General features: G+C 43.3%; 23 protein-coding genes and 1 pseudogene. 16 read left to right on the plus strand and 8 right to left on the minus strand.

The window, feature by feature from the left end:
• Nucleotides 1–185: 185 nt before the first annotated feature.
• Nucleotides 186–1,820, minus strand: a complete 1,635-nt coding sequence (locus B9T34_RS06755) for an arylsulfatase (protein ID WP_086212385.1) — start codon at nucleotides 1,818–1,820, stop codon at nucleotides 186–188.
• A 276-nt stretch (nucleotides 1,821–2,096) separates the two neighbouring features.
• Between B9T34_RS06755 and B9T34_RS06760 the strand changes: the two genes are divergently transcribed.
• From B9T34_RS06760 to ruvB, 3 genes are all read left to right on the plus strand, one after another.
• Nucleotides 2,097–3,434, plus strand: a complete 1,338-nt coding sequence (locus B9T34_RS06760) for a deoxyguanosinetriphosphate triphosphohydrolase (RefSeq protein WP_086212386.1) — start codon at nucleotides 2,097–2,099, stop codon at nucleotides 3,432–3,434.
• 112 nt (nucleotides 3,435–3,546) lie between these two features.
• Nucleotides 3,547–4,149, plus strand: a complete 603-nt coding sequence (gene ruvA, locus B9T34_RS06765; protein ID WP_086212387.1) for a Holliday junction branch migration protein RuvA — start codon at nucleotides 3,547–3,549, stop codon at nucleotides 4,147–4,149.
• Between the two features lie 244 nt (nucleotides 4,150–4,393).
• Entirely contained in the window at nucleotides 4,394–5,395 is a 1,002-nt protein-coding gene (gene ruvB, locus B9T34_RS06770) for a Holliday junction branch migration DNA helicase RuvB (protein WP_086212388.1), read from the plus strand.
• Between the two features lie 41 nt (nucleotides 5,396–5,436).
• Here ruvB and B9T34_RS06775 read toward each other — a convergent pair whose 3' ends face one another.
• Complete coding sequence (locus tag B9T34_RS06775; RefSeq protein ID WP_086212389.1) at nucleotides 5,437–6,360, minus strand: lecithin retinol acyltransferase family protein; 924 nt, start codon at nucleotides 6,358–6,360, stop codon at nucleotides 5,437–5,439.
• Between the two features lie 60 nt (nucleotides 6,361–6,420).
• A pseudogene (locus B9T34_RS06780) lies at nucleotides 6,421–6,636 on the minus strand (hypothetical protein); the annotation flags it as partial.
• Nucleotides 6,637–6,876: 240 nt separating this feature from the next.
• Here B9T34_RS06780 and B9T34_RS06785 point away from each other — a divergent pair.
• From B9T34_RS06785 to pal, 8 genes are all read left to right on the plus strand, one after another.
• On the plus strand, nucleotides 6,877–8,211 hold the full coding sequence (locus B9T34_RS06785; RefSeq protein WP_171265146.1) for an amidohydrolase: 1,335 nt from the start codon (nucleotides 6,877–6,879) through the stop codon (nucleotides 8,209–8,211).
• A 324-nt stretch (nucleotides 8,212–8,535) separates the two neighbouring features.
• Nucleotides 8,536–8,946 (plus strand): tol-pal system-associated acyl-CoA thioesterase, encoded by a 411-nt coding sequence (ybgC, locus tag B9T34_RS06790; RefSeq protein ID WP_086212391.1) that lies wholly within the window; start codon nucleotides 8,536–8,538, stop codon nucleotides 8,944–8,946.
• Between the two features lie 25 nt (nucleotides 8,947–8,971).
• On the plus strand, nucleotides 8,972–9,670 hold the full coding sequence (gene tolQ, locus B9T34_RS06795; protein WP_086212392.1) for a protein TolQ: 699 nt from the start codon (nucleotides 8,972–8,974) through the stop codon (nucleotides 9,668–9,670).
• Nucleotides 9,670–10,119: a protein TolR gene (tolR, locus tag B9T34_RS06800; protein ID WP_086212393.1), complete on the plus strand. Its 450-nt coding sequence runs from the start codon at nucleotides 9,670–9,672 to the stop codon at nucleotides 10,117–10,119. The genes tolQ and tolR overlap by 1 nt, the downstream gene beginning before the upstream one ends.
• 3 nt (nucleotides 10,120–10,122) lie before the next feature.
• Nucleotides 10,123–11,301, plus strand: a complete 1,179-nt coding sequence (gene tolA / locus B9T34_RS06805; protein WP_086212394.1) for a cell envelope integrity protein TolA — start codon at nucleotides 10,123–10,125, stop codon at nucleotides 11,299–11,301.
• Between the two features lie 191 nt (nucleotides 11,302–11,492).
• Nucleotides 11,493–11,876, plus strand: coding sequence for a TonB C-terminal domain-containing protein (locus B9T34_RS06810; protein WP_228147414.1), 384 nt, complete (start codon nucleotides 11,493–11,495; stop codon nucleotides 11,874–11,876).
• A 190-nt stretch (nucleotides 11,877–12,066) separates the two neighbouring features.
• A complete protein-coding gene (tolB, locus tag B9T34_RS06815) occupies nucleotides 12,067–13,350 on the plus strand; it encodes a Tol-Pal system beta propeller repeat protein TolB (protein WP_171265147.1) in 1,284 nt (427 codons plus the stop codon).
• Between the two features lie 34 nt (nucleotides 13,351–13,384).
• The gene (gene pal / locus B9T34_RS06820; RefSeq protein ID WP_086212396.1) at nucleotides 13,385–13,954 is read left to right on the plus strand and encodes a peptidoglycan-associated lipoprotein Pal; all 570 of its coding nucleotides are present in this window, start codon (nucleotides 13,385–13,387) and stop codon (nucleotides 13,952–13,954) included.
• A 79-nt stretch (nucleotides 13,955–14,033) separates the two neighbouring features.
• On the opposite strand, the gene B9T34_RS06825 is transcribed toward pal, so the two are convergent.
• Both B9T34_RS06825 and B9T34_RS18865 read right to left on the minus strand, forming a co-directional pair.
• Nucleotides 14,034–14,231, minus strand: a complete 198-nt coding sequence (locus tag B9T34_RS06825; RefSeq protein WP_086212397.1) for an NF038105 family protein — start codon at nucleotides 14,229–14,231, stop codon at nucleotides 14,034–14,036.
• Nucleotides 14,212–14,382 carry a hypothetical protein gene (locus B9T34_RS18865; RefSeq protein ID WP_171265137.1) on the minus strand — a complete coding sequence of 57 codons (171 nt, stop codon included), beginning with the start codon at nucleotides 14,380–14,382 and terminating at the stop codon, nucleotides 14,212–14,214. Before B9T34_RS18865 ends, B9T34_RS06825 begins: the two co-directional genes overlap by 20 nt.
• Nucleotides 14,383–14,415: 33 nt before the next feature.
• On the opposite strand from B9T34_RS18865, the gene B9T34_RS06830 reads away from it, so the two are divergent.
• From B9T34_RS06830 to B9T34_RS06850, 5 genes are all read left to right on the plus strand, one after another.
• Nucleotides 14,416–15,390: a class 1 fructose-bisphosphatase gene (locus tag B9T34_RS06830; protein WP_086212398.1), complete on the plus strand. Its 975-nt coding sequence runs from the start codon at nucleotides 14,416–14,418 to the stop codon at nucleotides 15,388–15,390.
• Between the two features lie 62 nt (nucleotides 15,391–15,452).
• Nucleotides 15,453–16,229, plus strand: coding sequence for a TrmH family RNA methyltransferase (locus tag B9T34_RS06835; RefSeq protein ID WP_086212399.1), 777 nt, complete (start codon nucleotides 15,453–15,455; stop codon nucleotides 16,227–16,229).
• A gap of 157 nt (nucleotides 16,230–16,386) precedes the next feature.
• Nucleotides 16,387–17,001: an RNA polymerase sigma factor gene (locus B9T34_RS06840; protein WP_086212400.1), complete on the plus strand. Its 615-nt coding sequence runs from the start codon at nucleotides 16,387–16,389 to the stop codon at nucleotides 16,999–17,001.
• The gene (locus B9T34_RS06845) at nucleotides 16,998–17,321 is read left to right on the plus strand and encodes a hypothetical protein (RefSeq protein ID WP_086212401.1); all 324 of its coding nucleotides are present in this window, start codon (nucleotides 16,998–17,000) and stop codon (nucleotides 17,319–17,321) included. Before B9T34_RS06840 ends, B9T34_RS06845 begins: the two co-directional genes overlap by 4 nt.
• A complete protein-coding gene (locus B9T34_RS06850) occupies nucleotides 17,311–17,715 on the plus strand; it encodes a DUF3106 domain-containing protein (RefSeq protein WP_086212402.1) in 405 nt (134 codons plus the stop codon). Before B9T34_RS06845 ends, B9T34_RS06850 begins: the two co-directional genes overlap by 11 nt.
• Nucleotides 17,716–17,875: 160 nt before the next feature.
• Here B9T34_RS06850 and B9T34_RS06855 read toward each other — a convergent pair whose 3' ends face one another.
• The 3 genes from B9T34_RS06855 to hda all read right to left on the minus strand — a co-directional run bounded on the left by B9T34_RS06855 (nucleotide 17,876) and on the right by hda (nucleotide 22,966).
• Entirely contained in the window at nucleotides 17,876–20,302 is a 2,427-nt protein-coding gene (locus B9T34_RS06855; RefSeq protein ID WP_086212403.1) for a CSLREA domain-containing protein, read from the minus strand.
• A 16-nt stretch (nucleotides 20,303–20,318) separates the two neighbouring features.
• Nucleotides 20,319–22,142 carry a rhombotarget A gene (rbtA, locus tag B9T34_RS06860; RefSeq protein WP_086212404.1) on the minus strand — a complete coding sequence of 608 codons (1,824 nt, stop codon included), beginning with the start codon at nucleotides 22,140–22,142 and terminating at the stop codon, nucleotides 20,319–20,321.
• A 119-nt stretch (nucleotides 22,143–22,261) separates the two neighbouring features.
• A complete protein-coding gene (gene hda / locus B9T34_RS06865; RefSeq protein WP_086212405.1) occupies nucleotides 22,262–22,966 on the minus strand; it encodes a DnaA regulatory inactivator Hda in 705 nt (234 codons plus the stop codon).

Genomic DNA, 22,966 nt, shown 5'->3' on the forward strand with positions numbered 1-22,966 from the left:
AATACTCACTAGAAGATTTAAGTAATTCTAGCCAAGCCCTATTTTTCATGCGGCCTGTGCATTCTCAAACCATAAGCAGCCATCATCAGTTCAAACTGTAAGGCGCTTTTAAATGCGCCATACAGTTCAAAACCGAGCCGCTTTTATTATGTTGTCAATAAGTCTTAGACCGTTCAATTCAAAACTTATGCAGACTTATTCAATATGCCTTGCTCCTCAATGAACTCAACTACACCATTTTCCCGCACATAGACCTGCCAATCCGCTAATAGCTCCTTGAGTTTTTCAGGATAGCGCTCTGCCAAATCATTGGTTTCGCCTGCATCTTTTGATAAGTCATACAATTGCCATTGATTTGGCCCCCTCGGTGCAGGAATAAATAAGGCTTTCCAGTCACCTTTACGCAGCGCTTTTTGTCCAAACAGTTCCCAGCCCGTAATATGGTCTACTTCATGAATATCATCTTGCTCACGCTGTAAATACGGCAGAATGCTTTTACCGCGCAATGGCACCAGCTGGCGGCCTTTGTAACGCCCGCCCGGATGCTGAATATGCAGCGTATCTAAAACCGTCGGCAGCAAATCCATGACCGTTAAGAACTCATGGCTGACTGCACTTTGCCTTGTGTACTGATCGTATTTAATAAATGCAGGTGTCCGTATGCCGCCCTCGCTGGTATGCGCCTTATACAGCCGCGATGGTGCAGTCGCTGCCTGCGCCCAATGTTCACCGTACCAAACGTAAGAATTGCCATTGCCTATATTGTCCAAATCATTGTCATAATATTTGGCGATTACGGTCGAAATATCTGGTCCAAACACAGGCAAAGCTTCGAGCTGTGCGCCTTCTGCGCCATTGTCCGATAAGAAAATGATGATGGTATTGTCGTATTGACCTATATGTTTTAAATAATCTATAACACGACCAACGTTTTGATCTAAGCGATCTACCATCGCCGCATAGACTTCCATAGTTCGGGCTGAAACCTGCTTTTCTGCTTCGGATAAATCATCCCAAAACTTGGTCTGCGCCAATACAGGATGAATCGTGGCGTCTTCTGTTATTAAGCCTAGCTGTTTGCCTCTGGCTAAACGCTTTTGGCGCAAAATTTCTGGTCCTTCATCATACTGCCCATGATATTTTTCAATATCTTTACGGTGCGCCTGCAGCGGCCAATGCGGTGCAGAAAATGGCAAATAGGCAAAAAACGGCCGTTCTTTACGGCTTTCTTCATCCTGCAAATAGCCCAGCAGACGGTCTGTAAAATAATCTGAACTGTAAAAATCTTCTGGCAAAGAGGTAATGTATTCATCATTTTCTGCATATAAACCGCGTGTCACTTTCAGCAGGCCAGGAATTTCTTCCTCTGGAATATCCGCTTCAAAGGCATAGTGATTGGCTGCACCGGGCAGCAAAGCAAATGAACGGTCAAAACCGCGCTGTGCAGGAAAACGGTCTGGTGTGAGACCCAAATGCCATTTGCCCGACATTACTGTGTAATAGCCTGCATCATGCAGCAGTTCAGGCAGGGCCGCCACTTGATCATTTAAATAACCCTCATAGCCTGGCTGGCCTTTTTGTTCGGGGCGGATGGCTTCAGCCATCGAACCTAGCCCAGCCAAATGGTGATCTGTGCCTGACAGCAGCATGGAACGGGTTGGCGAACAAGTTGAGGCCGTATGGAAGTTGGTAAACCGCAGCCCGTCTAAGGCCAGCGCGTCTAAATTTGGCGTTTGAATTTCGCCGCCAAATGCGCCGAGGTCTGAAAAGCCAAGATCATCTGCCACGATCAATAAAATATTGGGTTGCTGTTTTGACATGCTTAATTCATCTATTTATATACATGCCTATAATTTGCCTGATGAGGTTAAAAACCAGCTGTCAAAAAGTTGACATTCGCTAGATGAATTTACGCATTGTTAATTACAGAACAGCTGTGACTTTTAGAGCTACATTAAAATCTTTGATACAAATCTGATAGGAAGCAAACGGTTACACAAACACAGCATCAAAGTGACAGCATATGACGCGCGCCCCTAGTGCTTTTTATCTAATTTTGGCATGATGCATGCTAACGAAAGAATGAATAATGATAAATGACTCAAATGCGTTGGCTTGAACTGCTTTCTACAGTTCGTATCGGCAGTAAAAAACAAAGTTCTGAACAGGCGCGAAGCCCTTTTCATAAAGATTATGACCGTATTATATTTTCCCAAAGTTTCCGCCAGCTCAACCGTAAAACACAGGTGCATCCACTGACTCAGCATGACGGCATTCACACCCGCCTGACTCATTCCTTAGAAGTGTCTTGTATTGGCCGCTCATTGGGTATGCTGGCGGCCGAAAAAATTAAAGAAGAACTGCCGGTTTGGATTGCTCCTGCTGATGTCGGCGCCATTATTCAGGCGGCCTGCCTTGCACATGATATCGGCAATCCGCCCTTCGGCCATGCGGGCGAATATGCCATCCGTGAATGGTTTGATGATGCATCACATACTGATTTTTTACGTGACCTCAGTCCAGAACAGGAAGCTGATGTACGCCAGTTTGAAGGCAATGCGCAAGGCCTGCGCCTGCTGACTAAAATTGACTATCATCCGAATGATGGCGGTATGCGTCTCACTTACGCAACCTTAGGGGCTTACTTAAAGTACCCTTGGCTGTCTAAAACGATTGAATCACAGGGAAATACACCCGCCAGCCAACGCGCTAAATTCGGCTGCTATCAATCTGAAAAAGACATTCTGCAGCAAATTGCAGAACAGTTAGGTTTAATTCAGCTGGGTGATTATCACTATTGCCGCCATCCGCTGACCTACTTGCTCGAAGCTGCAGACGACATGTGCTATGCGCTGATTGATCTCGAGGATGGCATTATTCTCAACATGCTGAGCTATGAAGAAGTTGAACCTATCTTCTTAAATCTGATTGGAGATTACGGTGTTCCTTCAGAACTTTCTAGCAACACAACCTGGCAGCAAAAAATTGCCGCGCTTCGCGGACGAGTCATGAAACGCCTCGTGGATGAAGTCACCACTGCTTTTGCCAAGCATCGATTTGAAATTCTATCGGGCCAATTACAAGGCAGCCTGCTGGATTACTGTGCTGAAGATATCGCGCAAGGCATCAATCATGCGAAAAATTTGGCGCGGGATAAAATTTTTGAACATCCGCAGAAAGCAGGATTGGAAATTATTGCACACCAAAGCCTGCAAAATATTTTGGATGCCTTTATTCCATTAACCACACCGCACAAAACTTTAAGTTTTAAAGAACAGCGCCTCATGTCTATTTTACAGCGGTCAGGCGCTCAATTTAGTGATGATCATTATGACAATATCATGCTGGTCTTAGATATTATTTCTAAGTTTTCAGACCATCAGGCTTACAACCTTGCGCAAGAGCTGCAAGGCAATAAAGTTGGGTTTTTCTAAAATTTAAAACTGTGTGAAGACTGGTATTTCATGAGTCTTCACGCTAATCTCACATAACATTGAAAATATGGGCGAATGCCCATTTATGAACTGAAATAAAGCGAAAAACGAAATGATCGGATGTCTAATTGGTGAAGTGCTTGCACTGGAAATTTCAACAGTGCTATTAAATGTAAATGGCGTGGGTTATGAAGTAGATACGCCGCTGTCTACATTCTGCCAATTGCAAAAAGGTCAAAAAGTCACTTTATGGACGCATTTGGTGGTGCGTGAAGATGCACAGCTGTTATTCGGCTTTGCCAATGCGCAGGAAAAAACTATTTTCCGCACTTTACTAAAAGTGAACGGTGTAGGCCCTAAAATGGCGCTGGCTATCCTATCTACGCTCAGCATAGAGATGCTGATTCACACCGTAGAAAATGAAGACGTCAATACACTGGTTAAGGTGCCAGGTGTCGGCAAAAAAACTGCTGAACGCCTCATGATTGAACTGCGCGACCGCTTCAAAGCCATGTCTTCCGGCACTGCGCCGAGCAACTCAACAGCTGAACAAATCCAATTTACAGGCAACTCTGCAGTTGCAGAAGCCGAAGCTGCCCTGCAGTCATTAGGCTACAAACCTGCCGAAGCGCAAAAACTGGTAAATGCCGCCAAAGGTGACTTTACCGAGGCCAGCGACATCATCCGCGCTGCATTAAAATCGATGAATAAATAAATTTTAGTTTCTAATGAGCTCTGCATCCTTGCCTTTTTGAACTATAGACAATATTTGAGTCATGAAGGTGGCATGGATGCCGCCGTTAAACTGTGCTACAAGGACGTAGCATCAGTTTAACAATTGGGTTTTGTCACTTTTGCCCAGTCAAAAGTGAGAATCGCCTATACAATGGCATATAAAGTTCAATCGCTTTTTGAGGCTGTGATTCCCCCTCAACAATATAGAGATTAGTTAAATACTTATGCAAGACCGTCTCATCAGTGGCTCCGAAAAACCCGAAGACCACTTCGACCGCGCCATCCGCCCTGCAACACTCGAAGATTACATCGGGCAGCCCGTTGTCCGCGAACAAATGGAAATCTTTATCGGCGCAGCACGCGGCCGCGAAGAAGCGCTGGATCACACCTTAATTTTTGGCCCCCCGGGCTTAGGTAAAACCACCCTAGCCAATATTATTGCCCGTGAGATGGGCGGCAACCTAAAATCCACTTCAGGCCCAGTATTGGAGCGCGCAGGCGACTTAGCGGCCATGCTCACCAACCTTGAAGAAGGCGATGTGCTGTTTATTGATGAGATCCATCGTCTTTCGCCCGTGATTGAAGAAATTCTCTATCCAGCAATGGAAGACTACCAGCTGGATATCATGATTGGTGAAGGCCCTGCTGCCCGTTCAATCAAACTGGATTTACCGCCCTTCACTTTGGTCGCGGCAACCACGCGAGCAGGTCTGCTGACTTCTCCTCTGCGTGACCGTTTCGGTATTGTGCAGCGCTTAGAGTTCTACAGTGTGGCTGATCTCACTCACATTGTGACCCGTTCTGCCAACTTGATGGATGTACCCATTACCAAAGAGGGCGCACTAGAAGTTGCCCGCCGTGCGCGAGGCACGCCGCGTATTGCCAACCGTCTGCTGCGCCGTGTGCGTGACTACGCGCAGGTCAAAGGCACTGGCGAAGTCACTCAAGATATGGCGCAGCGTGCATTGGATATGCTGAATGTCGATAAAGACGGTTTAGATACCTTAGACCGCCGTTATCTTTCAATGTTATTAGAACGTTTTGACGGTGGACCTGCTGGTGTCGAAGCATTGGCTGCTGCCATGGCAGAAGACTCTGGAACCTTGGAAGATGTGATTGAACCGTATTTAATTCAGCAAGGCTATGTCATGCGTACCGCGCGCGGCCGTATTGCCACCAATATGGCCTATTTGCAGTTTGGTATGACACCGCCTGAACCGAAATGATAACCTGTTAAAGGGGGGGCTATCAGCCCCTCTAATTCTGCCTAATTTAAAAATCTATCAGCTGCCTTATTTAAAATGACTAAGGGAAGTTTTAAAGGCAAAATATAAATCTGTGATATTTGCTGACTATGACTATCCCCAGTTATGCACCAATGCGAAAAATGCTTACAATTGTTTGAGAATAAATCATATAAATCTTCATTTAATCTGGATTTAGCACGTTTGACTGTATCAATGCGTGAGTACTGAACCTTTTTATCCGCATAAAAAAACTTTTTTATCGTTTCTTGCAGCCTAAAATTTTCTAAAGAGATTATCTCAACTTTACCAACTTTCAGCTCGTTAGCCCACCCAGCATAATGCACGACTTGGTTATTCCCAATATAAATTCCATGATGCTGATATAAGCCGCCTTGGCGGTCAACAAAAATATGATCGCCGGGAATAATCCCATACTGATTATCAATAATCTTAGATTTTATACTTAATTCAAGTTTTCGCACTAAAGACTCTGCTTCTCCTAAAATCTTCTTATTATTTAAGCCATATGCCAAATGCTCTAGTTCTACAAAAAAATGGAGCTGACAGGCTATTTCTCTCAAATGTTCTCGCCTCTGGCTTAGACAATCGCCTAATTTAGCTTCACTCTCAGTTAATTGCCGGATTTCCTCTCTAACGATAATCCACTCTTCATGAAACTGCACTCTCATCTGCTTAATAAAAGCCAATTGAGATTCATCACAAGTTTTAAAATAATGATGATGACCATGATTTGAACTGTATTTCTCATATTCTGCAATTAGCTTCAAATATACTTCAATATTATTTTTCTCATCAGCCATTGGTTTTCTATCAGCGGCTTCCGCATTTTGAATTGAGTTTCTAAGAACAGCCCACCTGCTGTTCAATTCAGCTCTATATCCGCGATAAAAATCTAAAAAATCTTGCTCTACAATCCTATCCATTCCAGCCCTCTATAAATCAGCAGCATCAATGCAACTATTACCTAAAAGCAAAATAATTTTTCACAATTTAGAAATCACCCTCACCTCTTCCACCAACATCAACTCGCATGCTCCAGCACCTGTATCATCACGACTCAGTGAACTGCGCCAAGTCCAGCCATCTGCTGCTTTCACTTCAACCAACTGCCCTTTTAAATAAATCAAATTATCTTGATCAATTTGAGCCAGTTGTTTGGCAATCGCTTTAGTTGCAGGAATTAAATGCGTATTCGCGCTGTGTTTCAAAGCGAAAAAGTGTAAACCTAAACGCATAAAAATTAATTTCATATAAAACACATAAATCTACAATACCTAAATGCAAAATAAAATTTTGGTATTTCAATCACTAAAAAACAATATACCTAAAAAGTATCCATTTAATACTTAAAGGGTTTTGTCTAGATTTCATTCAGTATGCAATGCTATAGAATCACTTTAATCATTTCAAACTCTTAAGGATTATCCCAAGATATGAACATGTACAAGCAGATTGCCCTTTGTCTTCCTCTTGCTTTGTTCAGCCAAATCAGTCTTGCAGACTGGATTGACGACTCTGCTCAAAATGTCGAAAGCCATACCATTAAATTACGCCAGCATATTCACCAGCACCCTGAATTAGGCAATATGGAGTTCAAAACATCTGAACTTGTACAAAAGGAATTAAAATCTTATGGCATAGAAGTGCGCAAAGGCTATGCCAAAACCGGTGTCATTGGCGTACTTAAAGGCGCGAAGCCTGGCCCAGTCATGGCGCTGCGCGCAGATATGGATGCCCTGCCGATTGAAGAAAAAACTGGCTTATCTTTTGCCAGTAAAACCAAAGCGATTTATCAAGGCAAAGAAACTCATGTCATGCATGGCTGCGGCCATGATGCGCATACCGCAATGCTTCTAGGCGCCGCTAAAGCGCTGGCAGCCAATAAAGATAAAATTGCCGGCACCGTTGTATTTGTTTTTCAGCCAGCCGAAGAAGGCGGCGCCGATATCGATAATTTTACGCAAGGCGATCAAATCGGTTCACGTAAAATGATCGCGGATGGCGCATTAAACAATCCAAAACCAGAAGTCATTTTTGGCATGCACGTTATGGCAGGTATGCCAAGCGGCAATATCTTCTATAAAGATGGCGCTATCCTGAACAGCGCCGACCATCTGCGCATTCAAGTTAACGGCAAGCAAGTGCATGGCTCTATGCCATGGCTGGGCCGCGACCCTATTTATGCCTCATCGCAAATGATCAGCAATATGCAAAGCTTAGTGAGCCGCAGAGCAGATTTAACCAAAGGCATGGGCGTGGTCAGCATTGGCAGCATTCAAGGCGGCACCACAGGCAATGTCATCCCCGAACAAGTCAATATGGTTGGCACCATTCGTTCTAATAACGAAGATGTGCGTAAAGGCATTTTAACTGAATTGCCTAAACTGATTGAACACAACGCTCAAGCCAATGATGTGACCGCTAAAGTCGAAATTGCGCCTTATGCGCCTGTGACCAGCAATGATAAAACCCTGACCAAACTCATGCAGCCTGCATTGGCGAAAGTGAACGGAGAGGCTAAATTGCATGTACTGGACAACAACGCCAGCGCCAGTGAAGACTTTGCTTATTACGGCCAGCTCATGCCGTCCCTATTTGTATTTGTCGGTGCGACCCCAGCAGATCAAGATATGGAGCAAGCCGCGCCAAATCATAATCCTCTTTTTATTGTCGATGATGCGACTTTAAAAACAGGCGTAGAAAGCCACATGCGTTTTGTCATGGAATATCCAAAAGTTGCGGCCCAAGTTCAAAAGGATTGGAAGCAAAAATAACAGCTTACTGAGCATAAATAATGTTATAAAAAGTGAGCTACTACGGCTCACTTTTTTACTGCAATGACCGCCTGTTCATCTGCAAAATTCTTAAAAAAAGCATAAATCACTATAATGAACAGCCGATTTTAATGAAACATAAAGCACACATGCGCAATGGATTTGAAATCTTGTGCCATTGGAGTGAGTTTTCAGAGTGCTAAACTGCCCGTCATTGATGCACTTAATGATTTAAACATTTGAAATCATGCTTTCAGCATATACATTTCATAGTATTAGTGCAGTCAAAAACTCATCAGATTTAGAAACAGACGGAACACTCTCATGGCGAATAAATTCGAATTCAACATTCGTGTCTACATTGAAGATACAGATGCAGGCGGTATCGTTTATCATGCCAATCACATCCGCTTCATGGAGCGTACACGTACAGAATGGCTTCGCGCATCAGGCATTCACCACTATTGGCACCAAAAAGACTATAATTTTGTTGTGCATAAAATAAATGTTAAATATTCACGTCCAATATTAATGGATGACCTCATTACTGTTACAGCAAGTGTCGTTTCATGTAAATCGACATCATTTGTATTGCAACAGAATATTTATCGTGGTGAAATCATGCTTGCTTCCGGAGAAGTCGAATTGGCCTGCATCAGTGTAGACGGCATGCGTCCAACACGGCTTCCTGAGGAAATCCGCAAACTGATTCTGAAAGAATTGGAACAAGATTAAAAAAATTAATTGGCTTAATGTAACTATGGCAACTCAACTAGAATCTACCCTTCACGTATCAGATTTAATTTTACAAGCAAGTCCCGTTGTACAGCTGGTAATGCTTCTGCTCTTATTAGCCTCGGTGTACAGCTGGTATCTGATTGCCAAGTTGCATATGAGTTATAAAAAGGCGCAGGCCGATGATGAACATTTTCAAAAAATCTTCTGGTCTGGCGCCGAACTGAATACCCTTTACAACAATGCCCAGCTTAATTCTAAGCGTGTAGGTCTGGAAGATATTTTCTATCAAGGCCTAGGCGAATTTTTAAAACTCAAAAAACGCAATGCGCCTGCTGCTCAAAGCATTGAAGGTACTGAACGTATTTTACGAGTTGGCCTAAGCCGTGATCAGTCTGGTTTAGAACAAGGCCTAGGCGCTTTGGCCAGTATCGGTTCAGTTGCACCCTATGTCGGCCTGTTCGGCACAGTTTGGGGCATCATGAACGCATTCATTGGCTTAGCCGCAGTCGATCAAGTGACTTTGGCCACTGTTGCCCCAGGTATTGCAGAAGCCCTTATTGCCACAGCAATTGGCTTATTTGCCGCTATTCCTGCAGTTCTTGCCTTTAACCATTACACCGCCAAAGGTGAAACCGTTTATAACGACCGTGCGCTTTTTGCAGAAGAAATGGTTGCGTTATTGCAACGCCAGTCGGTAGGTTCAACTCAGGACAATGACTAATGGCTATTCAACGTTCTGGACGCTTTGAGCGTATTAAAAAACCATTAAAAAGTGACATGAACGTCGTGCCTTATATTGACGTCATGCTGGTGCTTTTGGTGATTTTTATGGTTACAGCGCCAATGATTACTACTGGTGTAAAAGTTGATTTGCCGCAGGCCAACAGCAGTCCGATTCAATCTGAAGACCGCCCTGCCATTGTGACTTTAGAAGCAGATGGCAGTATCCGTCTAGAAAGCAGCACCCATAAAAATGAAGTCCTGACTTTAGAAGAACTGAAAACGGCACTGACGGATGCGCAGACTGAAGCGCAGCAAAATCAAAAACAGTTAAGCGTGCTGATCAATGGCAGTGAATCCCGCCCTTATGGTGAAGTCATCAAATTGATGTCTGCACTGCAAGATGCTGGACTTTCACAAGTAGGATTGCTGACAGAGCCTTTAAAGTAATTTATGAAAGATTTTAAAAAGCCGCCTTTTAAACAAAAAGCAACTGCAATTGGATTTACTGTTGGTGTCCATGTTATTGCAGTTGTAGGCTTGCTTTATCTGGGTATGAGCAAACCGCCTGAACCGCCTAAACAAATTAAAACGGTATTGGTCAAGCCTGAAGATTTAAAACCGCTAACACGCGAAGAAACGGAGTTTGATCAAACTGCACATGAAAATATTGCTGAACACATCACTCAAACTGCTGAGCCGAGCGTAGAACCGGCCCCAGAAATTCCAGCTGCCGCTCCGCCAAAGCCAACCGAGATACCAAAAGTTGATCCTGCAAAAGCAGCAAAAGCGCAGCAGCTTGCTGAACAAAAAGCGGCTGAAAATGCTAAACGGGTTCAGGATCAAGCCAAGGCGGCTGAAGCGGCAAAACTTAAAGCGCAGCAAGATGCCAAAGCAGAAACCGCACGTCAACGTGCAGAAGATGCAGCAAAAGCCAGAGCTGAAGAAGCAGCCGACCGTAAGGCCAATGCTGATGCGCAAGCCAAAGCCAGCGCTGCCGAAGCTAAGCGCAAAGCAGATATTGAAGCGAAACGGCAAGCTGAAAATGCCAAGCTAAAAGCACAGCAGGACGTAAAAGCCAAAGCTGCTGCAGATGCTGCTAAGGCTAAAGCCAACGCCGAGGCTGCTAAACGTAAAGCAGATGCAGACGCAAAAGCCAAAGCTGCTGCAGATGCTGCTAAACGTAAAGCCGATGCAGACGCCAAAGCCAACGCAGACGCCGCTAAACGTAAAGCAGATGCAGACGCGAAGGCAAAAGCTGAAGCAGCTGCCGAAGCTCGTGAACGCGCTGCTGAAGAAGCCAAAGCCTCATCTGCCCGCAAAGCTGCTGAAGAGGCTGCTCAGAAAAAAGCTGAAGCAAAACAAATTGCATCATCTGCAAAAAAAGATTTTGAAAGCAAAATCAAGCGTGCTTGGGATACGCCATCAGGATCTTCGGGCAAAACAGCAACAGCCCGTGTGACTTTGTCTGCAAGCGGATCTGTCAATTCCGTGATTGTCTCTTCCAGCGATCCAGATATGAAAGCCAGTGTGGAAGCTGCTGTACGTGCTGCAGCGCCTTACCCTATGCCGTCTGATCCTGAAGCGCGTAAACAAGCGCAAAGCTTCACTTCTTCATTTACGGCAAAATAACTAAAATTCCCTCTGATTCGTCAGGGGGATTTTTTATAGGATTAAGCCCCCCAATTATGCGTCTCGTTAAATTCTTTCTTCTCTTTCCTGTGATGGCAGGTTCAGCGCTAACATTTGCCAGCCCTGCTGACAATTCAACAGCTACTCAGATTCAGCCCAAAAAAATAGCGGTGAGTTCAGAGAATGCACCCATGGCTACTGCAAAAGCATATTCCGCGCAAGATAGACGCGAACGTGAACAAAAAGTTGCAACAGCTAAACGAGCAGCAACAGCTGAGGCTTCTCATAAATCAGAGGTCAAAAGGCTTGCATCTGGGGCCAAAACCGAAATTAAGCATTTAATCTTGAGCCATTGGGAAGTACCTGCAGATTCAAATGAGCAAAAAGCCAATGCTAGAATTACACTGACATCATCTGGTTCAATTCAATCGATAGCAATTCTTGATGCGCCAAATCGTACATTTAAAAATAGTATAGAAAAAGCCATTCACAGCGCTGCGCCTTTTGAATTGCCAGAAAATCCAGATGCTCGCCGTGAATCTCAGGTGATTTATATGTCTTTCCACTCTAAATAAAAACATCAGTTCAGCAGAACATTATATTTTTTAAAGGAAGCGTCATCAAAATATGTAAATATTTAGACACGAATTCACAGACGAATAACAGATTAATCATAATGTTGTGCTTTCAATATTTCAAAAACATGCCATTATGTGACACATTCACAGTAACAAGAAATTCTAGATTTAGAGTATTTAGCGAATGATGGAAATGACGCGAAAACATCTGCTCTGCTTAGCCGTTTTAACAGCACTTAGTCCGATTTTAATCACACAATCTCATGCGCAGCTGCATTTGGAAATTACCAAAGCGCCTGAAGAAGCGCCTAAAATTGCGATTATTCCTTTCAGCAATGATCAAAATCTCTACCCGATTATTGAAAACGATTTGAACCGTTCTGGAAAATTCACCAGCTCATCTAAGAATCTGCCAGCCACTGCTGCAATGAATGCGCCAAATGCAGAAGCTTGGCAAGCCGCTGGGGTACCTTATGTAGTCACTGGCTCAATGAAGCCAACGGCTGACGGTTCATATGAAGTTCACTATCAATTGTATGATGTGCAAAAACAGCAATATTTGCTAAATGAGTTATTAACAGTTCCTGCATCACGCACACGTCAAGCTGCACATATGATCAGCGATGCCATCTATGAAGCGTTGACTGGCATTAAAGGTGATTTCAGCGGCCGTATTGCCTATGTTCTGCGCAATCCAGCAACACCTGAACAGCGCTATACCCTGCAAATTGCCGATACAGACGGTGAACAGCCGCGTACTATTTTGACTTCACGCGATCCAATCTTGTCTCCTGCATGGACACCAGATGCGAAAAAGATTGCTTATGTGTCATTTGAAACCAAACGTCCCGCTATTTATGTACAGGATTTAGCAACCGGCGGCCGTGAAAAATTGGCGAGCTTCCGCGGATTAAATGGTGCGCCGAGCTTCTCGCCAGATGGCAAAAATATGCTGTTCACAGCGTCTATGCACGGTAACCCAGAAATCTATCAAATGAATTTGGAAAGCCGCCAATTGCAGCGCCTAACCAATGACAGCTCAATTGATACTGAAGCCCGCTATGCGCCAGACGGTAAGTCTTTCATTTACACATCTGACCGCGGCGGTTCACCGCAGATTTATAAATACAGCTTTGCCGATGGCAGCAGCAAGCGTTTAACTTTCCGCGGCGCATTTAATGCACGCGGCACATTAAGCGCAGACGGTAAAAAGCTCGCGCTTGTGCATCGTCCAAGCGGCAGCAATTACAAAGTTGCAGTTCAGAACATTGATTCTGGCGTAACCAATATCCTCACGCCAACCAGTTTGGATGAGTCACCAAGTTTCTCACCAAATGGACAAATGGTGGTGTACGCAACACGCGAAGCGAACCGCGGCTTACTGTCTATTATGTCTTTAGATGGCCGTTTCCGTATGAACTTGCCGAGTGAGCAAGGTGAAGTGCGCGAACCCGCTTGGGCGCCAAAATAACTTTAAATCTTAATGAAATATCATGGAGAGAATCATGAAAGCTGTAAAATTATTCGTACTTCCTGTTTTAGCAACTGCCATCATGATGACTGGCTGCGCAAACCGTAAACCTGCAGCTAATGTTGATGCGGCTCAAAACCCATCAAGCTCATCTACTGTAAACACCGAAGGCCTAAGCGATGATGCTGCGCTTAATGCTCAAAATCTTGCTGGCGCATCTTCTAAAGGCGTAACCGCTGCCAATAAAGCATTCTTGGCTAAACGTGTCGTGCATTTTGACTACGACAGCACAGAGCTTAGCAATCAAGATTTGCAAACCCTGCAAGCGCATGCACAATTCTTGATGGCAAACGCTAACTCTCGTGTGGCTTTAACGGGCCACACAGATGAGCGCGGTACACGTGAATACAACATGGCGCTGGGCGAACGCCGAGCAAAAGCAGTTGAAAGCTTCCTCGTTACCAGCGGTGTAAATGCAAATCAGCTGGAAGCTGTAAGCTACGGTAAAGAAATGCCAATCAATGCCGGCCATGACGAAAATGCTTGGAAAGAAAACCGCCGTGTAGAAATCAACTACGAAACTGTTCCTCCACTGTTGAAATAAGATCTATATTGGAATTTGCTTAATGCGAATTCCAAATATAAAAAAGCACTCGATTTGAGTGCTTTTTTATCGCTTCTGATTAAGCCTGTTCTGGATTTTTGTCTGATGCTTCATGCTCGCTTTGCATGGATTCAATCAAGTCATGCTTATTGAACTTCTTGTACTCTGGTTTAGCTTCGTAGCTGCTCCAAGCCTCTTTTACTTTATCTTTCGAAATTTCGTCTAAGTTTAAGCCTTCACTCGGAGTTGGAGTCGCATCAAATTTTTGAATGGTCATTGTTGTGCTCCCTGACAATCGTTCTATCTTCTGCATTCAACATAGCATGTTCTGTAAGACTTGCAAGGGCAAAATCAATGCAAATAACATAGTTTAATTTTTCTTTTGCCTCATTCTCATCTAAAATACCGAACAATTCTATTCCGATCATTTTTGACCGCTTTTATTTTGGAGCAATCCCGTTATGTCACGCTTAACCCTATCCCAATTTTTACAACAACAAAGCGGAAATTTAACGCCAGCTCTAGCACAAGTCATTGATACAATTGCAAATACATGCAAAGACATTGATCTTCTTCTGCAAAAAGGCGCTTTGGCTGGCGTGTTGGGCAGCGCACAGCATGAAAACGTGCAAGGCGAAGAGCAGAAAAAACTGGATGTGATCTCAAACGATTATTTAATCGATGCGCTTAAAGTTCATCCGCATGTGGGCGGTTTGGCTTCTGAAGAGCTGGATGAATTTACACCTGCGCAAGAAAATGGCGAATACCTTATATTATTTGATCCATTAGATGGCTCAAGCAACATCGACATCAACATGTGTGTCGGTACAATCTTCTCTATTCTTCCTGCTCAAAATGCAGTGACTCAAGCTGCAGACTTTATGCAAGCAGGTTCTAAGCAAGCAGCTGCAGGCTATGTGCTTTATGGCCCATCTACCATGATGGCGTTGACTGTAGGCGCTGGCGTTGTGTTCTTCACTTTTGACCCAGAATCTAAAGAATTTTTACTCACTGCCGATGCCATTACAGTGGCTGCAGACACCAAAGAATACGCGATCAATGCCTCTAACCAGCGTCATTGGGAAGAACCAGTAAAACGCTATGTAGATGAATTGCTTGCTGGCAAAACTGGTCCGCGTGAAAAAGATTTCAACATGCGCTGGGTTGCATGTATGGTGGGCGATATTCACCGTATTCTTTGCCGCAGCGGTATCTTCATGTATCCATACGATTTTAAAGATCCGAAAAAAGCTGGCCGTCTTCGTTTAATGTACGAAGCAAACCCAATGAGCATGCTGATGGAACAAGCTGGCGGCGCTTCAACCACTGGCCGCGTACGTATTCTTGACATTCAGCCTACTGAATTGCATCAGCGCGTTCCTGTCATTATCGGCTCTAAAAATGAAGTCGATCTTGTGACTGGCTACCATAACTAATACACCCTACTTTTCTCTTAAAGCGGTGATCAGCATGCCTGATCATCGTGGACATATCTCCCATGGCTACAATCTTCCTTGAGTCGAAAGACAACCCGAAAATCAAGCATTTACGCGGTTTAATCGATCAAAACTCATATCGTAAGAAACAGGGTCAAACGGTACTAGAGGGCACACACTTGTGTCTTGCATGGCTGCAGGAAAATAGAAAAATTAATTCTATTTTTACCACTGAGCATGCTTTAGAACATCCAGACTTTGAAGAAATTCTGCAAACGTATACGGGCCATATTTTTGTCATTGGCGAATCACTGTATAAAGATCTCAGCACCTTAGGCACGACACTTGCCTGCTTAGCCATTATTGATTTGCAAAGTTCAAGCCATGCACTGCAATTTGATGCAGACACCTTAATCTTGGAAAATGTTCAAGATCCAGGCAATGTCGGTACTTTATTGCGTTCAGCTGCAGCTGCAGGTATTAAACAAGTGGTCTGCACCAAAGGATCTGCTTCGCTCTGGTCACCGCGGGTGCTGCGCGCAGGCATGGGGGCTCATTTTTCATTGCATACCTATGAAAATATTGCCTTAGAAGACATTCTGCCGCGTTTTGAAATTCCTGTGTATGTGACCAGTTCACACCGTTCGACCAGCTTATACTCAAAAAATTTAAGCAAGGCCTGCGTATGGATTTTGGGCAATGAAGGCCAAGGCGCCAGTGACTATGCCTTAGCCAATGCAGAAGCAGTGGTCATCCCTCAGCCAGGCGGTCAAGAATCTCTAAATGTTGCCATTGCAGGTTCAGTATGTTTCTTTGAAATGGTTCGCCAACGCCTTTAATACATTATTTTGCGTTAATTGGGTCCGCCCAGTTTAAAAAATAGATTAAACTAGAAAAATAACAATTTATTTGTCAACCAAACCATTGTTTTCAACGTTATATAGGTATGAACTTGAAAACGATGGTGGGTATCCAATGACAGGATTTTCCATCTCTATGGATTTAGCGCCAAAGCAGTCAAATACGGCAGACCCGAGTGTTCTTAAGAGCACGGCTGAGTCACGCCTGAAGCACTTCATGCATGAAGTGACTGGACGCGCTTTGGTGATGATGGAAAACGCGACCCAAAACCAGCAAGGCATTGCGATGGATTTGGTTCAGGAAGCGTTCATCTCCTTGCATAAATCATATGCAGATAAATCCACTGAAGAATGGTATCCCCTGTTCTACACCATCTTAAACAACAAATTGCAAGACTGGCGCCGTAAAGAAGCCCGTCGCGCTCAACCTTTTTCTTTTTTTAGAAAAGTCAGCTTAGATGATGATGATTTTGAGCTGAACGATGTTGTTGATGAATCAACCCCTAATCCATTTGAGTTTATTGACCGTGAAGTAACTGCGGAAGAAATTCAGGCAGCGATTGCTCAGCTGCCGGTACGCCAGCAGCAAGCTTTTATGCTACGGGCATGGGAAGGTTTTGATACTCATACAACTGCAGAAATTATGAATTGCACTGAAGGCAGTGTAAAAACCCATTATCACCGTGCTATACAAGGCTTACGCACTGCATTAGCACATTTGAATCCACATCTGGGAGGGTCATCCGAATGAAACAAGATGATTTCTTAAAGCAAGTAACTTCCAAACTTGATGGACTCGCACAGCACCATGCTCAAAAGCCTGCTGTGATGAATAATGTTCTTGAAAATATTCATGAACGTGAAACATCGCGTTATGGCTTATTGAAAATGTCAGGCTTTGCTTTAGCCGCGGCAATTGCTGGCTTTGTTGTATTGCCAAATTCAGTGACAACACTGAATGAAAAACCGCAGAATCAAGTTGTTTCAGCACCTAAGCTTTCCCCGCAAATGGTTGAAGACTTAGAAATGTTAATGGTTTTAGGTGAGGACAAAGCTCCACATGGCAGCTAAAAAGTTAGCAATCGCTTTCTGTGCATTCAGCTTCCTGCAAACCAGTTTTGCAGGTTTTGAACGTTTTTGGATTTTTTCTAAAAATGCAGATACCCAAGTCAATGAAACATGGGATTCCTTATCTGACTCTGAACAAGCGGCACTCATCAAGCGCTATCAATCACTCAAAGAAATTCCAGCTGAACAAAGCAACAGCTTGCAGCAGCGCATGGACTGGTTTAATCAGCTTCCTGATAATGAAAAACAAAAGATGCGTGAAACTTGGCAAAAAATGAGCAGCCAAGAACGTCGCGAATTAGCGCAGCGCCTGCAGAAAGCAGCTCCAGACGAACGGACTGCAATCCGTGAAGAATACATAGATAAATATTTAAGCCCTGAAATCGTGCATCACTGATAGATATTAAGCAGCCTATTCATCAAGAGCGGTTTAACCGCTCTTTTTTTGTAATTTTAGATCGTTCTGCACCTCACATATTCACCGCTATCAACATTTAGAACTGCAAACAAAAAGACCTCTATCTAGAGGCCTTTTTATTTAAAACAGCTGCTTAAAATCAGCGTTTATAGGATTTTCGCATTCTAAATAATGCCAGCCCCGCTAAAGCAGCCAAACCAAATACACTCGCTGAACCGCCTCCACTAGAAGTAGCATTTGTATTTTTAGCTTCATTCAAGAGTGTAATCGTCGCTTTACTTGATTCCAAACCTTCGGAATCGTAGACTTTATAAATAATTGAAAATGGGAACTGGTTGAATGTATTTTTTGAAGAAAACTCAATCATTCCGCCATAACAAATATTACGCTGATTACCGTCAGGGCATGATCCACTATATTCTGCTTTAAAGTTTAAGCCAGCAGGAATGCTCTCAAAAAAGATTGGCGTATCATGACCTTCTGTATTTTTATGCCAGAGTTTCTTTCCTGCAGGCATGGTTGATAAAAGACCATCCCCTTCATCACTATCATTTTCTAACGGATTTACTCGAACGGTTAAGTTGGTATCCTTCGTCATTAAATACCGATCATCCACTGCAATTGGCACGATATTCTTAAATTGAGCAGTCAAAATTCCCGTTGACTCCTGCATATCACCGGTTTTTTCCTTCAGGGTGTATTGGCAATACGCAGATTCATCACCGATTGTGGTATTTCCGCCAGTTCTATAGGTAACAACCCGTTTTAGATTTGCATCCCAACGGCAAACCAAATCTAAGAGATCCCCCTTGTATACAGGCTTTCCTGTGCTATCTACAGAGATCTCCGTACCAATGCCGATCGGTTTTACGATGACATCATAATTATCTGCATCTAAAGGCTTATATTTTCTTTCAGCTGTGCTGCCCACATTCATTTCTTGAGCTAAAGCAAGTACAAATGGATCAATATAAATTGCGCGGTAGAATAAATTATTTTTTAATTTCGCCAGATAATCTTCCGCTTCTTTTAAATCTGCCTGGTTTGCTGTTTTGAATTCTTTGCGATCAGGGTCAGCAATATCCGCCTTAAATTGATCAATTTGCGCCTGCAAATTATCCAGCAATTGCTTTTGCGAAGAATTGCTTAACTCCTTAATATCAGCAGCTGAAAAATTTAATTTTTCAACAGAACCAATATCACAGGTATTTTCCATGCTTGGGTTCAACATTAATGAAACATCAGCATTTCGCGCAATGCCGCGCTGGTCATACTCAGTACATTCTGATGAACCAATATTCATTAGACTTGAACCCGAAACACCATCAAGCGGATAATACAAAGGCAAGAACATATTATAAATTGATGCTTGCTGATATCCAGTCAATAACTGTGCCATGGCGACACCAGATACATCAAGATTTTTACTGCTATCTGTGGCAGCCGCAAGAGCCTTCGCTGGAATTACGCAATCTGAATTCGAAATACCTGCTGCATTGTTAATAAAACTGAACTGCAGTGATTCATCAGGCGTTTGACTATTCAAATAACGGCAAGACTTGCCATTACCATCACTAGTGCCGTTAAAAGCTAAAATATTATAAGAAAAAGATTTAGACCCATTATTGTCATAATAGAAGGTACTGAAAGCGCTATTTTCTACAATGGTATTGCTGCGCAAGGACAATTCTGAATATGGACTTAAGCGGTCCAGTCCATCTGAAATTGCACGGATAATACTGCCATTTGCAGCACTGGCTGTATTTTTAGCAAGGGTGTTTGCTTCTAGCTTCACCGCATTGCTGCCGCATAAATCAATTGTACTTAAACTTGATGCATTACCATTTTTAACAATACTGCTTTGTGAAACACTGACCACAGGCTGATTGTCATTCAGATTTCCTAGGCAGCTCATAGCCAGCACACTGCCTTTCGGCGCATTATTATTTTCAATGCGCGTACTGTTAATATTGACTTCTTTTTCCGCATCAAGCGCAAGCATATACAATGCGCCGCCTGCTTTGTCTGCCTTAGAGTTCAAAATTGCGCTGTTTCTGATTGTAAAATTACTGCCTGCATATATAGCGCCGCCATAATCTTTAGCATAGCCATTTTTTAGCGCAACACTATCCAGCTGTACTTCTGCACGTGTTTCTGATGTATTGAAAATTCGTGAATTGCCATCTTTAACTTCAATAACAGATTTTATATCTTCAAATGCAGGATACTCACTTGTCAGTGCGCTCTTAACTGTATAGTTATTGCGGTTTTTCCCCACAATAACAACCGAAGATGCTGGCGCAAGCTCTCCGCGCGTCAGCAAATAAGTCCCTTCTTGCAGCTGAATATGATCTGTTTGCGCAATCCCTGTTTTCCCTACACTGCAGCCGCCGTAGGCAGCATTTTTCTGTGCTGTAATAATTGCTTCGCGCAATGAGCAATTATTTGGATTTTCGCCCATTTCATCTACAAAAGTATTCACATAGATAGTTTGATCATCCGCTGCCATAAGTGACATTGCGGATAAAACCATTAGGCATAGCAGTCCTTTTTTATACTGTTTCATGGCTTGTCCCTAATTATTATTTGAATCGACGCAGACCGATTAAACCAAGCAATGACATCAAGCTGAATAAACCTAATGCGCCGCCTGATGTTTCAACAGTCTTACTTTCCATAGTTCCATTTGGCTCTTGGTAAATCGTAACCAAAGCACTGATATATTTAGCTTCTACTTGCTCATTAAAACGCGTAGATGAAGTGATGATCTTAATATTAAAATCGTCTGAACCATGCCAATTGCCATTTGGCGTATAGGTTAAATCACCATTCAAATTCAGCACGGTCTTGCCTTTGGACGCACTCCATTTCTGCTCAATCACCAAACAGCCATCCTGCCAAGGTGTACCCGCGGGATTAGGTCCAACTTCAGCTTCACATTGCTCTTTTGGCAGCAGATCACTGTCGCCTAAGGACTCTAAAATATTAAATTGCGCAATTTCACCATATTTAATATCTTTACCCAATTTCGCTATGCTGGTTGGCACTGTAACTTCTATTGCGCCGCGGTCACACCAAGCGTTGTCCATCAATCGTGAAGTGCCGCGCTGATCTGTCAACTCACAGGCAACAAAATTAACATTACCATTCGCTGTTGTTTCGCCTTTGTTCAGAATCGGGCTGGAAAATACATTGGCATAACTGAGCAGCATCCGTGGACGCAAGTAGCCAAGGAAGGTATTGCTTGGCGTTGAATAAGGGCACATCAGTGCATTGCTGTCATCCAGCAAAGTTTTACACACACCTTCATCATCCCCTGCAATGAGCTTCGGATTTTGCAATACGGTATTTTGATTTCCACTGATTCCTACTGGGCAGTCTGCTTGAGAAACGAGGTTATTAAACAATATGCTCTTATCTGATGCGGTATCTGCAACAGAACAATCCTGCAGTGTTCCTGCAAGATCATTGCCAATCACGATACTATTTGCCAAATAAGCTTGGCCAAACGCCGAGTCAAATATTACACCGCCTGTGTTTTTCATTACTGTCAGGTTATTAACGCCAAGGCCATCCTTTAAATTAACCGCAAAGCCTTTATTTTTAAAAAATGTACTGTTAAAGATGTAATTAATGCGTGATGGAAAAGTCAGTTTATCGGCGTTTGCACTGCCAGCCAATGTAAATACAATGGCTTGACCTGAGGTGCTGGTGTTATTTTTAAATACGGTGTTGTCAATTTTAAAACTTGGGGCCTGCGCATATACCGCTGCGCCATCTACTGCCTGATTATCTGCAACCAATACATTCATCATTTTTAAACTGCTGGCTACAGTGGTTGAACTGGAGCTTAGGCCCACATTATAAATCGCCCCGCCTAATCGCGCATAGCCACCTAAAAGCTTGACACTGTCCAAAGTCAGCGCTTTGTTGTTGTAGATAATGCCGCCCTTATCAGCGCAAATGTTTTTACCGCAGCCCTGCAGATTGATCTCTTTCAAATTTACAGCTGCAGTTGAATCATCATCATTATCAATATAAAAAATTTGCTCTTGGCCTGTCATTTCAATCGTTGCATTATTCAGACCAGCGACAGCTGTTTCAGATACATTGGTATCGTAAAGTGTCTTAATATCCATAGACGATTTAATTTCAAGCTTCTTGACCAGCTTATAAACTTTATTTTTTTCAAGCGCGATAATTGAAGATGCATCTTTGCCGCCGCAGCCCATATAGCCATCGTCGGGGCGGTCATCTAAGTCAATATTTAAATATTCGACAGCTTCGCGAAGTGAGCATTCCTTGTCATCTTTTACGACGTCTTCTGTTGTTGTGATATTAATTTCTGCACTATAAGCATGCCCTGCAAAACACAGAACACCTATGCCTATGCTCCGTTTGAGCATACCTTTCTCCTTGTATCTTTTTATTTCTTTTTCTATTCTTGAGCCGCAAAATCCCTGCAGCACAGAATTATTTCGTGTACTTTGTCACAGCTAGAGTAATTACTCAAGATTTTTTTATGTTATCGATATTCATCAATTAAGGCATAAATTTGACGTAAAGCTGCATTGCTCAGCTTGGTTTTTTCGCCTTTTAATAGCTGAATCAGCTGCTCTAGAGACTGCAGCAGAATTGAGGCTTGATGCGGACCGTGCAGCAATAGATAATCAATAATCTGCTGATCAATATGAATACCTCTGCGGGAAAGTACAGATAATACAAGCGCCTGACGGTCAGCATATAAACTGCCATTTGGAACTTTAACACTGACTGCCTGTGTTAAGCGTGACTGTAAATCCGGCAATTCTAATTTTAATTCAATAGGCGCATAACGGGATGAAAAAACCAGCTGACCGCCGCCTTCATTATTATAATTAATCAGATGAAATACGGCTTTTTGCCAATGTGGCACTCCGCTGATCGCCTCGATATCATCTAAGGCAACCAAGTCGTATTGATCTAGTGATGTAATCGCTTCAGTCGGCGCATCCAGCAATTCAAGTAAAGAGACTTTAATTGCCAGTTTGCCAACTTCAAGATAAGAATCGCAAATCGCAGAAAGCAAATGGCTTTTGCCTGTGCCAGCGCCGCCATAGACATAAAAACGGTTCATGAGTCCCGCATGCAGCTGGCGCACGCCATCAATTACATGTCCCCAGCTCGGCCCTGAAAAATCACTGATTCGGGCATCAAGCTGAGGTTCTATATCTAACTGCAATTGACGCAT

It is taken from the genome of Acinetobacter sp. ANC 3813 (assembly GCF_002135435.1).
GTDB lineage: Bacteria > Pseudomonadota > Gammaproteobacteria > Pseudomonadales > Moraxellaceae > Acinetobacter.